The 14,359-nt window shown below is 69.3% G+C and carries 9 protein-coding genes; 3 read left to right on the forward strand and 6 right to left on the reverse strand.

The window, feature by feature from the left end; translation table 11 throughout:
- On the reverse strand, window positions 1-458 hold a 458-nt coding region (locus D7X96_RS36505), incomplete at its 3' end, for a rhomboid family intramembrane serine protease (protein WP_244219846.1).
- 228 nt (window positions 459-686) lie between these two features.
- Between D7X96_RS36505 and D7X96_RS36510 the strand changes: the two genes are divergently transcribed.
- Complete coding sequence (locus D7X96_RS36510) at window positions 687-2,585, forward strand: FHA domain-containing protein (protein WP_121771812.1); 1,899 nt, start codon at window positions 687-689, stop codon at window positions 2,583-2,585.
- Window positions 2,586-2,629: 44 nt separating this feature from the next.
- Window positions 2,630-3,223 carry a response regulator gene (locus tag D7X96_RS36515; protein WP_014398871.1) on the forward strand — a complete coding sequence of 198 codons (594 nt, stop codon included), beginning with the start codon at window positions 2,630-2,632 and terminating at the stop codon, window positions 3,221-3,223.
- Here the strand turns inward: D7X96_RS36515 and D7X96_RS36520 are convergent.
- Genes D7X96_RS36520 through D7X96_RS36530 form a run of 3 tightly spaced genes read right to left on the reverse strand, consistent with a single transcriptional unit; the run spans window position 3,220 to window position 5,589 of the window.
- Window positions 3,220-3,984, reverse strand: a complete 765-nt coding sequence (locus D7X96_RS36520; RefSeq protein ID WP_121771813.1) for an enoyl-CoA hydratase/isomerase family protein — start codon at window positions 3,982-3,984, stop codon at window positions 3,220-3,222. The two genes, D7X96_RS36515 and D7X96_RS36520, sit on opposite strands and share 4 nt — an antisense overlap.
- Window positions 3,985-4,000: 16 nt before the next feature.
- A complete protein-coding gene (locus D7X96_RS36525) occupies window positions 4,001-4,213 on the reverse strand; it encodes a biotin/lipoyl-binding carrier protein (RefSeq protein ID WP_120552625.1) in 213 nt (70 codons plus the stop codon).
- 26 nt (window positions 4,214-4,239) lie between these two features.
- Window positions 4,240-5,589 carry an acetyl-CoA carboxylase biotin carboxylase subunit gene (locus D7X96_RS36530; RefSeq protein WP_120552624.1) on the reverse strand — a complete coding sequence of 450 codons (1,350 nt, stop codon included), beginning with the start codon at window positions 5,587-5,589 and terminating at the stop codon, window positions 4,240-4,242.
- A gap of 173 nt (window positions 5,590-5,762) precedes the next feature.
- Between D7X96_RS36530 and D7X96_RS36535 the strand changes: the two genes are divergently transcribed.
- Window positions 5,763-6,104, forward strand: coding sequence for a hypothetical protein (locus D7X96_RS36535; protein ID WP_233591908.1), 342 nt, complete (start codon window positions 5,763-5,765; stop codon window positions 6,102-6,104).
- A gap of 19 nt (window positions 6,105-6,123) precedes the next feature.
- On the opposite strand, the gene ftsZ is transcribed toward D7X96_RS36535, so the two are convergent.
- Window positions 6,124-7,359 carry a cell division protein FtsZ gene (gene ftsZ / locus D7X96_RS36540; protein ID WP_120552622.1) on the reverse strand — a complete coding sequence of 412 codons (1,236 nt, stop codon included), beginning with the start codon at window positions 7,357-7,359 and terminating at the stop codon, window positions 6,124-6,126.
- A gap of 339 nt (window positions 7,360-7,698) precedes the next feature.
- Window positions 7,699-14,145, reverse strand: coding sequence for an Ig-like domain-containing protein (locus D7X96_RS36545; protein ID WP_147468489.1), 6,447 nt, complete (start codon window positions 14,143-14,145; stop codon window positions 7,699-7,701).
- Window positions 14,146-14,359: the final 214 nt, after the last annotated feature.

Consider the following 14,359-nt stretch of genomic DNA (forward strand, 5'->3'; position numbering starts at 1 on the left):
CCCACGAGCAGCCCCGACAGAAGCCCACCCAGGTGCCCCGCGTTGTCCACGCCCGCGCTCGTCCACCCGAGCCACAGGAAGACGAGCACCGTGGGCAGCGCGTTCTCACCGGAGAACCAGCGGAAGCGCGCCCCCGGGCCGCTCCGGGCGCGCCGGCCCAGCACCAGCAGCGCGCCCACGCAGCCGAACACCCACCCCGATGCCCCCACGCTCACCGTCGGCGACCACCAGAGCGAGCCCGTCATCGTCGCGAGCCCCGACACGACGAGCAACGCCACGTAGTCCCACCACCGGCACGCGCGCTCCACCGCCGTGCCCACCCCCGCGAACACCAGCAGGTTGAGGCCCAGGTGCAGCGCGTCCCGGTGCAGGAGGTTGGCCGTCAGGAGCCGCCACCCCTCCCCCACGTCCGTCACCAGGGGGCCGGACTTCGCCCCCCAGTGAATCAGCGCATCCACTCCGGGTGGGCCTCCGGACGCCACCACGGTGTACAGAATGGCCTGCGCCGCGATCAGCGCTATCGTGAGCCCCGGTATCCTGCGCTCCCCACCCTTTCCGGCCAATCGACCGATGGACAACAGTGCTTCCCTGACCCTGGGATGGGCGAAAAGCCCTGTTGTTCTCGGGGGATACATGGCTTGTCTCGGCAAAGGGCATTCTGCTATAGCTGTACTCGGACCGGACCCGTGCTGAAGCTCATCATCGAAGACGACGAGGGGCGCAAGACCGTTGTTCCCTTCGTGCGCGACGAAATCACCATTGGCCGTCAGGAGGGGAACACCATCCGCCTGACCGAGCGAAACGTGTCACGTCGACACGCCCGGCTCGTGCGCCTCAATGGCCACGTCGTGCTCGAAGACCTGGGGAGCTACAACGGCACCCGGATCAACGGTGAACGCGTCGCAGGCCAGCTCCCTCTCAAGGAGGGCGACCTCATCCAGATTGGCGACTACGATCTGGCCTTGCAGGTCGAGGGCGCGGCCAACGCTGGCGCCCCTACTGGCGCCATCACCGCCAAGGTGCCCGCCTCCCGCCGGCCGGAGCCGGAGCCCGAGGAGGACGAGGACGACGACGTCCCCAGCGGCCCCGCCCCCCGCGACACCATGGTGGACGGCGAGGACGAGGCGGAGGACCCCGACTCCGACGGCGGCGACGAGCACGAGCACACGCCCGTGTCCGCGGATGCGCGCCGCAACGCCACGTCCATCATCCGCATGGACCAGATGGAGGCGGACCGCCCCCGGCGCGTGGAGCGCGTGCCGGAGGACGAGCAGCCCCGGCTGGTGGTGCTGGCCCCCAACGAGTTCAAGGGCCAGGAGTTCGACTGCAACCGCACGGAGCTGCGGATTGGCCGCACGTCGGAGAACGACGTGGCGCTGGACCACCGCTCGCTGTCCCGCACGCACGCGAAGGTCGTGCGCGAGGAGACGGGCGAGTGGCGCGTCATCGACATGCAGTCGGCCAACGGGATGATGGTCAACGGTGAGAGCTACGCCCAGGCGACGCTCGCGCACGGTGACGTCATCGAGATGGGCCACGTGAAGCTGCGCTTCGTGGGTCCCGGCTCGCTGGAAGAGGACCTCGCGGCGCAGGGCCGCGGCGGCTCCAAGAAGATGTGGGTGGCCGCGGTCATCGTGTTCCTGTCCATTGGCGCGGGCGCGGCGCTCTTCGTGGTGAAGGGCCAGGACCTGCTGCCCAAGCCGCCGGACGGCCCGCCCCCCGTGGTCGCCGCGGATCCGCAGCCCATCACCGAGCCGAAGGAGCCGAAGGAGCCGACGAAGCCGCCGGACACGAAGACTCCGGAGACCGTGGCCGCGACTCCTCCCGCGACGCCGGAGAAGCCGCCGGAGCCCCCGGCGGATCAGGCGTTCCAGGAGGCGCTGCAGGCGGGCAAGTTGACCGTCGCCGGCACCTCGCTCGAGGCGCTCCGCAAGGCCAAGGCGCTACCGGCCGCGACCCTGGATGAGCTCCAGGCACGGCTGGAGAAGGAGCGGAAGGCGGAGAGGGACCTCGCCGCGACCCGCCGCGCCCTCAAGGGCAACGACGTCGATGCCGCGACCAAGGCCTTCAGCGCCATCCCCACGGACACCGTCTTCGTGAAGGAGCGCAAGGATCTCAGCGACCAGTTGGACGCCGCGCAGGCCCAGGCCGCGCAGAACACCCAGCTGCCGGAGCCTCCGCAGGACGCCCCTGACGCGACAGCCACCGCGCCCAAGAATCCGAATGCCAGGCCCACGTCCGACTTCATGCGGAACATGAAGCCGGCGGACGTGAGCAAGAACATCGAAGTCATCCAGGGCAAGGTCCTGGGGCTCATCAAGGCCAAGGAACCGAACAGCGCATTGGAACTCGCCAAGGACTGCGCGCTGCTCGCCCCCAAGGTCCCGGAGTGCCACCTCATGCTTGGCGTGGTGTACGCCAAGGTCAACGACTTCAAGATGAGTGAGCAGCACTACGAGACGTTCCTCACGCTCACGCCCGAAGGCTATCCCAAGCGAGACCTGGTCATCAGGGCCTTGAGCCAGATGCCCGGCGCAACCCCGCGTCAGGCGCAGAATCCCCCCGCCTCGAAGAGCGGCGAGTAGTCCCCCCCGCAGCACATCCCTCAACCCTGCAGCGAGGAGACGCTGTGCAGATTCGCATCCTGGTAGTTGATGACGAGCAGGACAACTGCGACTACCTCAAGCTGGTGCTGACCCGTGAAGGCTACGAGGTCGTCACCACCACGGACCCGACGCAAACGGTGGACATCCTCCGGGGCTCCGACTTCCACCTCGTCATCCTCGACATGATGATGCCGCAGATGTCCGGCACCGAAGTGCTGGAGCTGATCCGCAAGTACGACACGGACATCGCAGTCATCGTCGCCACGGCCTACCCCACCGTGGACACGGCCGTCGCGTCGCTCAAGGCGCAGGCGTCCGACTACGTGAAGAAGCCCATGGAGCCGGAGCAGTTCACGGCCGCCGTGCGCAACGCGCTGCAGAAGAAGGGCCTGTCCCAGGACCCGGAAGCAGACCTGCACCGCGCCATCGGCCGCACCATCCGCGACGCGCGCAAGACGCAGGAGCTCACGCTCAAGCAGCTGGCCCGCCGCACCGGCCTGTCCGTGTCCCTGCTGTCCCAGATTGAGCGCGCGGAGTCTTCCGCGTCCATCTCGTCGCTCTACAAGATCGCCTCCGCGCTCCAGCTGCGCATGGGCGAGCTGTTCGGCGACACCTAGCGGCCGCTGAACCGGGGCGCGCGCTTTTCAAGGAAAGCCGCGCGCCCCTCCTTCGCATCCTCGCTGCCAAACGCCTCGCCGCGCACCTGACGCAGGTGCGCGACGTCGTCCGGGGACAACCCGGAGCGCGCCAGCAGCCCGAACGCCTCCTTCATCCCCGACACCGCCCTGGGCGCCCCCGCGGCCAGCGTCGCGCACAGCGCCAGCGCGCGTCCTTCCGCGTCCTCGGGACACTCGTCCAACAGCCCCCACGCGAGCGCCTCCGCCGCCGGCAACCGGCGCGCGGTGAGGAACAGCTGCTTCGCGCGGGACAGCCCCACCAGCCGCACCGCCCGCGCCAGCCCCTCCGGCGAGTACACGATGCCCAGCCGGGCCGGAGGCATGAGGAAGAAGGCGTCGGGAGCGCCCACGCGGAAGTCGCAGGAGGCCGCCAGGTCGAAGCCCGCGCCCACCGCGCCGCCCTGCACCAGCGCCACCGACGGCGCCGGGTGCCGCTCCAGCTTCAGCAGGCACGCCACCAGCGGGTCATCCGGCAGCCGCCCGTCAGCGCCGGGCGGCCCCAGGTGCGTCAAGTCATAGCCCGCGCAGAAGTGCCCGCCCTGGCCGCGCACCAGCAGCGCGCGCACGTGGGCGGCCGGCTCCAGCGCCGCGTCCAACCGGGCCAGCAACGCGTCATTCAGCGCGTTGCGCCGCGACGGGTTGGAGACGGTGAGCACCCGGACACCGCCCTCGCGATCCTCCACCTCCAGCGTGGGCTCCATCCGGTGAAGCCCGTGACTACCCGAGCACCACGAGGACGTCGCCCTCGTTGACCGCCTGCGCTTCCTTGCAGCGGATCTCCTTCACCGTGCCGCCCTCCTCGGCCTCCACGGGCATTTCCATCTTCATGGACTCGAGGATGACGAGCGTGGTGCCGGCATCCACCTTGTCGCCGACCTTCACTTCGATCTTCCACACCGTGCCCGTGATGTGCGCCGCAACGTCCGCCATGAACCGTCCTCCTCGGGTGGGAATACTTAAGGCTTCGCGTGATGATCCAGGAAGTGCGTGTCCAGCTCACCCGCCGCGAAGGCCGGGTCCTTCAGGATGCGAAGGTGGAGCGGGATGTTCGTCTTGATGCCTTCGATGCGGAAGGACTCCAGCGCCTTCACCGCGCGGGCAATGGCCTCGTCGCGCGTGGCGCCGCTGATGATGAGCTTGGCAATCATCGGGTCGTAGTTCGGCGTCACCACGTCCCCTTCCGCGTAGCCGGAGTCCAGGCGCACGCCCTCGCCCGTGGGCGGCTGGAACACCTTCAGCGGGCCGGGGGACGGGAAGTACTTCACCGGGTCCTCCGCGTAGATGCGGAACTCCAGCGCGGCGCCCTTCCGCTTCACGTCCTCCTGCTTCACCGTCAGCTTCTCACCCGCGGCGATGCGCAGCTGCCAGCCGATGAGGTCCAGGCCCGTGGTCAGCTCCGTCACCGGGTGCTCCACCTGGAGCCGGGCGTTCATCTCGATGAAGTACACCTGCCCGTCCGAGTACAGGAACTCCACCGTGCCCGCGTTGGCGTAGCCGAACGCCTTGGCCGCCTTGACGGCCGCCGTGAAGAGCGTGTCCGCCAGGCCTGAGTTGCGTCCATTGGCGAACAGCACCGACGGGGCCTCCTCCACCACCTTCTGGTGCCGGCGCTGGATGGAGCACTCGCGCTCCAGGCCGTGGATGAGGTGGCCGTGGGTGTCGCCCAGAATCTGCACTTCGATGTGACGGGGCGCCGGGAAGTAGCGCTCCAGGTACACGCCCTCGCGGCCGAAGGCGGCCTTCGCGCGGTCCGTGCACTGGCGGTAGACCTTCTCCAGCTCCGCCGGATTGCTCGCCGCCGCCATGCCAATGCCGCCACCGCCGCTGGCGGCCTTGCACAGCACCGGGTAGCCAATGCGCTCCGCGGCCTCCAGGGCGCTCTGCACGTCCGGCAGGACGCCGTCGCTGCCGGGCACCACCGGCACGCCCGCGGCGGACACCAGCTTGCGCGCCTGGCTCTTGTCCTTCATCCGCGCCATGGCCTCCGGCGGCGGGCCCACGAAGGTCAGCCCCGCGTCCGCGCACGCCTGGGCGAACTCGCCGTTTTCGGACAGGAAGCCGTAGCCGGGGTGCACCGCCTGGGCGCCCGTCTTCTTCGCCGCCTCCAGGATGGCGGGGATGCTCAGGTAGCTGTCCTTCGCGGGCGCGGGGCCGATCCTCACGGCCTCGTCCGCCTCCTTCACGAAGGGCAGGTTCGCGTCCGCGTCCGAGTACACCGCCACCGTCTTCACGCCCATGCCCCGGGCCACGGCCCCGATGCGACGCGCGATTTCACCCCGGTTGGCGATGAGCAGCTTCTGGAACATGGCGGGCACCCTGGCTTTACGAAGGGCGGCCAAACTAACCCCCACCCCCTTGACTGACAAGCGTCCGGGCAGTCGCGCAACAGGTCCGTACAGTCCCGTAAATTTGCGGGCTTGCGAGAGCCTGGCGTACCTTGCCCGACGTGAATCCCCCGTCGACAGGAACGCACAGCGTCGTGGACCTGCATGGTGCCCGCCGCGCCCGCCGTCTGGACTTGTACCGGAACCGGCTCAACCAGCGGCAGCAGGACACCCGCGCCAATCTGGTGACGCTCTACGAGGGCGGCACCCTCTTCACGCCCGACGGCACGCAGCAGGGCCGCTCCCTGCTCAAGGCCCTGCAGCTCTTGCAGCGCGCCGGCACCCGCCTGGAGGAGCTGTCCGGTGATGGACTGCTCCCCGCCCCCAGCGCGTCGGAGCGCATCGACGCGCTCTACGACGAGGTGGACGGGCTGTTCACCAAATGCGACCGCCTCACCGGCAGGGGCACGGCGAGCGTCGCCCGCCTCCCCCGCTAGCGTCCCGCCGCTGCCTGACTCAAGGCAGCTCCGTCTGGCCCTGGCGGCGCAGGAACGTGGGGATGTCGAACTGATCCTCGTCCAGGGGCAGCGCCGCGTCCTTCACCACGGCCGTGCGCGCGCTCTGCATGGACGTCTTGGGCGACTCCACGGAGGACATGGCCGGACGGGGCGCGCTCTTCGCGGGCACCAGGCTGGCCACCTCCTCGCGCGGCGAGGACAGCACGGACGGCGGCGTGGAGGGACGGCCCACCAGCGGCACCTGCACCACCTGCGCCATGGAGCGCACCTTGGGCGCGTCCCGCTGCACGAAGCCGGTGGCGATGATGGTGATCTTCACCTCGTCCTGGATCTGCTCGTCGATGAGCGACCCGAAGATGATCTCCGCCTCGCCGTCCGCCGAGTCGTGCACCAGCGTCAGCGCCTCGTTGACCTCCTGCAGGGTCATGTCGCGGCCGCCGGTGATGTTGATGAGCAGGCCGGTGGCGCCGTCGATGGAGACGTCCTCCAGCAGCGGGCTGGAGATGGCCTGCTGCATGGCGGTGATGGCGCGGCGGTCACCGCACGCGTGGCCCGTGCCCATGAGCGCCAGGCCCTTGTCGCTCATGATGGTCTTCACATCCGCGAAGTCCACGTTGATGTAGCCGTGGTACTGGATGAGGTCGCTGATGCCCTGCACGGCGTTGAGCAGGACTTCGTCCGCGCGCTTGAAGGTCTCCAAGAGCGGCATGGGCTCGTTGGAGAGCGACAGCAGGCGCTGGTTGGGGATGGTGATGAGCGTGTCCACCGCGGCCTTGAGCTCCACGATGCCCTGCTCGGCCTGCTTGCGGCGCTTGTTGCCTTCGAAGAGGAAGGGCTTGGTGACGACGCCCACCGTGAGGCAGCCCAGGCTCTTGGCGATGTCCGCGATGATGGGCGCGGCGCCCGTGCCGGTGCCACCGCCCATGCCCGCGGTGACGAAGACCATGTCGGCGCCTTCCAGCACCGCGGCGATCTGATCGCGCGACTCCAGGGCGGCCTCGCGGCCCATCTCCGGGTTGGCGCCGGCGCCCAGGCCCTTGGTGAGGGCCTGGCCCAGCTGCAGCCGGGTGGGCGCCTTGCTCGCGGCGAGCGCCTGGACATCGGTGTTGGCGGCGATGAAGTCCACGCGGTCCAACTTCGACAGAATCATCGTGTTGACCGCGTTGCAGCCCGCCCCGCCCGCGCCCACGACACGAATCTTCGCGGCCTGCTTGTTCTGCTCGAACTGGTCCATGTCGTCCTCGTGGCGGAAGCACCGCGGCGCCGTCCGCGGAAACACCCACCCTCGACAATCATCAGGAAGTCGGGCGCTTTGGCAAGTATTCCGCTACCAGCCTGTAGCGCCCTGCTGCGCGACCGAGTCCTGACGCCCACTTACGCGAATGGCATCAGCGGCCATACGGACATCGCGCGGATGTAAACACCCTCTTGACTCGCGTCCGCTGACTCGCCGTAACCAGTCGTGCGCGCCTTCCGCGCACGCGTGACGTGACAGGACGGGGCGCGGATGACGAAAAGGCCCGGCTCCCTCTTGGGAACCGGGCCTTCCGTGTTTCATTCCTGAAGTGGAGCGCTACGGGGCGGGCTTCTCCACTTCCACCTTGCCCATCCGCGTGATGTTGAACTCCACGCGGCGGTTGTTCTCACGGCCGGCGGCCGTCTTGTTGGTGTCCACCGGCTTCGTCTCGCCGAAGCCCTCGGACTCCAGGCGCTCCGCGGCGATGCCCTCGTTGACGAGGAACGTCTTCACGCTGGCGGCGCGGCGCTTGGACAGGTCCAGGTTGGAGGCGTCGTTGCCCTGGCTGTCCGTGTGGCCCTCGACGCGCAGCAGCTCCACCTGCGGGTTGGCGCGCAGCACGGCGGCCACCTGCTTCAGGATGGGGAACGAGCGCGGCAGGATGACGTCCTTGTTCGTGGCGAAGTAGACCTTCTCCAGGATGAGGATGCGCTCGCCCTCGACGAGCACCTTGACCTTGCCCTTGTCCGGGCAGCCGTCCTCGTCATCCACGCCGTTGATGGTCTCCGGCTCCAGCGGGCACTTGTCCGCCGTGTCGGGGATGCCGTCCTTGTCGTTGTCCGGATCCGGGCAGCCGTCCTCGTCCTGGAAGCCGTCCTTGTCCTCGGGCGCGTTGGGGCACTTGTCGTCCGGGTCCATCAGGCCGTCGCCGTCGGAGTCCACCGGCGGAGGCGGCGCGGGCTTCGTGTCCGGGCAGCCGTCCTCGTCCTCGAAGCCGTTCACCGTCTCCGGCTCGTTGGGGCACTTGTCGGCCGTGTCGACGATGCCGTCCCCGTCGTTGTCCGGGTCCGCGCAGCCGTCCTGGTCCTGGAAGCCGTCGAAGTCCTCCGGGCCTTCCGGGCACACGGGCTTCGGAGGCGCCGCGGCGCGCTCCGGGGTGCTGTAGGCCACGGACGCGAGCACGCGGAAGGTCGGCGTGCCATAGCCGTGGGTGAGGCCCGGACCCGCGCCCACCTGCGCGGACAGACCGGTGGGCGCGCGGTACTTCAGGGCCGCGAGCAGCTCCAGGGGACGCTCCTCCTCGTTCTGCTGCTTGAAGCCCATGGCGCCCACCAGCGAGGCCTGGGCGGCCAGCGGCAGGTCACCCAGCGGAACCTCCGCGCCCACCCCGTACGCCAGCGCGCTGCCGACGTTCAGGTTGCGCAGCTGCTCCGACTTGCGGAGGTCCACGCCCACGTTGGCGAGGATGCGGAAGCGCTTGCCGTACTCCGCCACCACGCGCGGGTTGACGGACACGCCGGAGCCGCCGAGGAAGTCCGACGCACCGCCCGTGGGCAGCGAGATGGGCAGCACCACGGACACGCCGTAGTTGTCACCGTCCAAGAGCCGCGCCTTCGGGATGAGGCGCAGGTCGCCAATGCCGCCCCCGCTCACCCCGTTGGCGAAGGAGGAGTCCACGGCCGGCGAGTTCTCCGAGCCCTGGATGGTGATGGGCAGCACGACGCCGATTTCGAACCGGTCGAAGAGGCCGACGGCGCCCATCAGGTCGAAGCCCACCTGGCTCTTCACCAGGGAGGTGACGTACGTGTCCGAGCGGGGGTCGAAGAAGTTGAGCGGCTTGTCGGCGTAGTTGACCGACAGCCCCACGTTCCACCCCAGGTGCCGCTGCACCTTCGCGCCGTGCACCGCGAGCACATCCGCGACGCCCGGGCCCGGCTTGTACTGCTGCACGTCGATGGCCTGCGACACCGCGGTGGCCTGCGCGTGGGCGGTGGTGCCCATGCCCGCGACCAGCGCCGTGATGAACACCGCCAGCGCCCCACCCGCGCGCGCCAGGAGGTCCCCGGCGCGGCGGAAGCGGCGGCCCACCAGGGGCAGCGCCAGCAGCATCAGCGCGAAGGGCGCCAGCGAACCGGAGCCGCCCGTGCTGCAGCCGTGGCCCACCACCAGGAAGTCATCGTTGGCGTCGAGCGGATCCGAGCCGCCCTTCACCTCCGTGCCGTCGTCGATGCCGCCCTGGTCGGTGTCCTTCATGGTCGGATCCGTCTCCGTGGCGTCACGGCGGCCGTCGTGGTTGCGGTCCTCTTCGCCGTCCTTCAGGCCGTCACCGTCCGAGTCCGGGTTCTTCGGGTCCGTCTTCGTGGAGGGATCCGCGTCCGGCTTGAAGTGCGGGGACGACGTGTCGGTGCCCGGCGGAGCGGTCTCCACCGTCACGCCCAGCTCCGTGCCGTCGTTGATGCCGTCGTTGTCGCTGTCCGGGTCGAGCGCGTCGATGACGCCGTCACCGTCGGTGTCGGTCAGCCCGTCGATGCCGTCCAGCACGCCGTCGTCATCGGAGTCGGGGTCGAACGGATCCGTCCCGTGCGCCTCCTCTGTGGCGTTGTCGATGCCGTCGCCGTCCGCGTCGTTGTCGTCCGCCGGGTTGTTCGGGTCGGGCTCCAGCACGTCCACCTTGCCGTTGTGGTTGCGGTCCTCGATGCCGTCGAGCACGCCGCCACCGTCGGTGTCGGGGTTGAGCGGGTTCGTCTTGGTGTCGGGGTCCTGATCCGGGACGAACACGGTCATGTTGGTGTCATCGCCCTGGGGCTCGGTGAGGCCCAGCTCCAGGCCGTCCGTCAGGCCGTCACCGTCCGTGTCGAGCTTGTTCGGGTCCGTCTCCGTCGGGTCCACCTTGCCGTCGTGGTTGATGTCCTCGTTGCCGTCGGTGAGACCGTCGTCATCCGAGTCGTCGTCCAGCGGGTTCGTCTTCGTCGACGGGTCCTTGTCCGCCACGAACTCGGACGGGTCGGTGTCGTCGCCCTGGGGCTCGGAGAGGCCCAGCTCCACGCCGTCGGTCAGGCCGTCGCCGTCAGTGTCCGCGTTGTTCGGGTCCGTCTCGTCGGCGTCGACCATGCCGTCGTGGTCCTTGTCCTCGTTACCATCGAGGATGCCGTCGTCATCCGAGTCGTCGTCGAGCGGATCCGTGACGCCGACCTTGACCTCGATGCCGTCGGGGATGCCGTCGCCGTCCGTGTCCGGGTTGTTCGGGTCGGTGCCCAGGGCGATCTCCTCGTCGTCCGTCAGGCCGTCCTTGTCCGTGTCCACCGGGTTGCCCAGGTTGATGATGAAGGTGGAGGTCGCGGTCGTGCTGTTGGTCGTGCCATTCGTGGACACCGCGGTGACGGTGTACGTGCCGTCCGCCAGCGGGCCGGGCAGCGCCTGGCTCCAGTTGCCGGAAGCATCCACCGGGATGGGCCCGTAGTTGGTGCCCTGGAACGTCACCGTCACGGACGTGGCGTTCGCGGACGTACCGGACACCGTCACGTTGGGGACGATGACCGTGGAGCCGTTGGCCGGGACGGTGATGGCCACCGTGGGGGCGGCTGTGTTCACCGTGAAGGTGGAGGTCGCGGTCGTGCTGGTGTTGCCCGCCGCGTCCACCGCCACCGCCGTCACCGTGTACGTGCCGTTGGCGAGCGGGCCGGGCAGCGCCTGGCTCCAGTTGCCGGAGGCGTCCACCGGGATGGGGCCGTAGTTGGTGCCCTGGAACGTCACGGTCACGCTCGTCGCGCCGCCCGCGGCCGTACCGGTGACCGTCACGTTGGCGCCCACCGTGGAGCCGCTGGCCGGCGTGGTGATGGCCACCGTCGGCGCGGTCGTGTCCACCGTGAAGGTGGAGCTGTCGGGCGTGCTCTCGTTGCCCGCCGAGTCCGTGGCCACCGCGGTGACGGTGTACGTGCCGTCCGCCAGCGGGCCCGGCAGCGCCTGGCTCCAGTTGCCGGAAGCATCCACCGGGATGGGGCCGTAGTCGTTGCCCTCGAAGGTCAGCGTCACGAAGGTGGCGCCCACGGAGGTACCGGTGACGGTCACCGTGTTGGAGGCGACCGTCGCGTTGTCCAGCGGCGAGGTGATGTCGACTTCCGGCGCCGTCAGGTCCACCGTGAAGGTGGTGTCATCCGGCGTGCTGGTGTTGCCCGCCGCGTCCGTGGCCACCACGGTCACGGTGTACGAGCCGTCCGTCAGGGACACCGGCAGCGGGTAGCTCCAGTTGCCCGCGCCATCCACGGGGATGGGTCCGTAGTTCGTGCCGCCGTAGGTCAGCGTCACGGACGTGGCGCCCGTGGACGTGCCCGTCACCGTCACGTTGGGCGTGTTGACCGTCGAGCCGTCCGCCGGGGTGCTGATGGCAACGGTCGGCGCGGTCAGATCCACCGTGAAGGTGGAGGTCGCGGCCGCGCTGTTCGTGCCCGCGCCGTTCGTGGACACCGCGGTCACGGTGTACGTGCCCTCGGTCAGGGTGCCGGGCAGCGGGAAGCTCCAGTTGCCGGAGGCGTCCACGGTGATGGGGCCGTAGCTCGTGCCCTCGAAGGTGAGCATCACGGACGTCGCGTTGGTCGTCGTGCCGGTGACCGTCACCGTGCTGGTGTTCACCGAGGTGCCGTTGGCCGGCGTGGTGATGGCGACCGTGGGGACGGTCAGGTCCACCGTGAAGGTGGAGCTGGCCGGCGTGCTGGTGTTGCCCGCCGCGTCCGTGGACACCGCCGTCACGGTGTGGGTGCCCTCAGGCACGGACACCGGGAGCGTGTAGCTCCAGTTGCCGGAGGCGTCGACCGCGATGGGGCCGTAGTCGTTGCCCTCGAAGGTCAGCGTCACGGACGTGGCTCCCGAGGACGTACCGGTCACCGTCACCGTGCTGGTGCCGATGACGGCGCCGTCGGCCGGGGTGCTGATGGCGACGGTCGGCGCGGTCTGGTCCACCGTGAAGGTGGAGCTGTCGGGAGTGCTGGTGTTCCCCGCCGAATCCGTGGCCGTCGCGGTCACGGTGTACGTGCCGTCCGCCAGCGGGCCGGGCAGCGGGAAGCTCCAGTTGCCGGAGGCGTCCACGGTGATGGGGCCGTAGCTGGTGCCCTCGAACACGAGCGTCACGAACGCCGCGTCCGTGGAGGTGCCCGTCACCGTGACGTTCGGGGTGTTGATCGTCGTGCCGTCCGCCGGGGTGCTGATGGCCACCACCGGAGGCGTCTGGTCCACCGTGAAGGTGGAGGTCGCGGGCGAGCTGTTCGTGCCCTGGGCGTTCGTGGACACGGCGGTCACCGTGTACGTGCCGTCCGCCAGCGGGCCCGGCAGCGCCTGGCTCCAGTTGCCGCCGGTCACCGTGATGGGACCGTAGTTCGTCCCCTGGAAGCTGAGCGTCACCGTGGTCGCGTTGGCGGCCGTACCGGTCACCGTCACGTTCGGATTGTTCGTCGTGGAGCCGTTGGCCGGGGTGCTGATGGCCACCGTCGGCGCGGCCACCGCCACCGTGAAGGTAGAGGTCGCGGTCGTGCTGGTGGTCGTGCCGTCCGTGGACACCGCGTTGATCGTGTACGTGCCGTTGGCCAGCGGGCCCGGCACCGTGGCGGTCCAGTTACCTCCAGTCACCGTGAAGGGGCCGTAGTTCGTCCCGTTCAGCGTGAATGAGACGGACGTCGCGTTCGCGGCCGTGCCACTGATCACCACGTTGGTGGGGTTCGTCACCGTCGAGTTGTTGGCCGGCGTGCTGATGGCCACCGTCGGCGCAGGCACCGCCACAGTGAAGGTAGAGGTCGCGGTCGTGCTGGTGGTCGTGCCGTTGGTGGACACCGCAACCACGGTGTAGCTGCCGTTGGCCAGCGGACCCGGCACCGTGGCGGTCCAGTTACCTCCGGCCACCGTGAAGGGGCCGTAGTTCGTCCCATTCAGCGTGAACGAGACGGACGTCGCGTTCGCGGCCGTGCCAGCGATGGTCACGTCGGTGGGGTTCGTCACCGTGGCGCCGTTGGCCGGCGTGGTGATGGCCACCGTCGGCGTCGGCGTGGCACTCGTCACCGTGAAGGTGTTGGTGTTGCTCTGAAGAAGCGGGCTGCCCCCGGAGAGCGTGACCGCATAGACGGTGTGAGAGCCCAGGGCCAGGACGGGCGACGCAATGGTGAAGACGCCGGACGCGTTCGACGTCGTCGAACCAATCAACGTGCCGTCCACGTAGACGTTGACGGGCTGATTGCCGCCATCCGGCGTCGTGCCAGTGATGGTGGGCGTCGTGTTCGTCGTCGATGAATTGTCGGCCGGCGAGGTGATGGTGGGCGGCAGGTTGACGATGCCCGGATTGCCCGGAGCAGAACCGTACGTCACACCATTCTGCGCGCCCGCGTTCGGCTGAACACCCGCCGCACCGCCAGTGACAGACGTAAGGCACGAAAGGGTCGTGCCCTGAAGAAGGATGTTGCCGCCACCCGCTCCACCGCCAGTGCCATGCGGCGACGCGGTGAAGGTGCTGTTTCCGCCGTTACCGCCCCTCGCGGAGATGGTGCCCGTACCACCGCAGGACAACGCCCCCGTGAACTTCAGGGAGATCGTGCCACCCGCGCCGCCGCCACCCGCGGCGTCGTTCTGGGAGTTGGTGCCAGCCTGACCGTCCGCCGTGATGTTGCCAGTCCCGGCCAGGGCAGCGCCGCGCACGAACACGATGCCGCCAGCGTTACCGCCCTTGCCGCTCACGTTGTCGTTGCCATGACCCGCGCCACCGCCACCGCCGAAGAGCAGCCGGGTCGCGGGAGAAAACTGCATCTTGACGCCGCCCAACCCACCCACGGCGCGCGCGGGATCGGCATCTCCCGTCCAGGTCCGGCCGCCGATGCCACCCGAGCCACCATTGCCACCACCGCCGCCACCGGAGTTGTGGCAGACGCCGCCACCGCCAGCGTTGAGGATATTGCCTCGCCCCGCGAAGAGGTGTCCCTCCTCTGTCTCTTATACCCATCTGACGCTGCCGACGACTTAA

Origin of the sequence: Corallococcus interemptor (assembly GCF_003668875.1) — a bacterium.
Lineage (GTDB): Bacteria > Myxococcota > Myxococcia > Myxococcales > Myxococcaceae > Corallococcus > Corallococcus interemptor.

What these genes read in the sequence shown, in the direction of transcription:
- ftsZ (WP_120552622.1), bottom strand. Translation starts at nt 7,359, where the DNA reads ATGGACCAGTTCGAGCAGAACAAGCAGGCCGCGAAGATTCGTGTCGTG.
- D7X96_RS36530 (WP_120552624.1), bottom strand. Translation starts at nt 5,589, where the DNA reads ATGTTCCAGAAGCTGCTCATCGCCAACCGGGGTGAAATCGCGCGTCGC.
- D7X96_RS36545 (WP_147468489.1), bottom strand. Translation starts at nt 14,145, where the DNA reads ATGCAGTTTTCTCCCGCGACCCGGCTGCTCTTCGGCGGTGGCGGTGGC.
- D7X96_RS36520 (WP_121771813.1), bottom strand. Translation starts at nt 3,984, where the DNA reads ATGGAGCCCACGCTGGAGGTGGAGGATCGCGAGGGCGGTGTCCGGGTG.
- D7X96_RS36525 (WP_120552625.1), bottom strand. Translation starts at nt 4,213, where the DNA reads ATGGCGGACGTTGCGGCGCACATCACGGGCACGGTGTGGAAGATCGAA.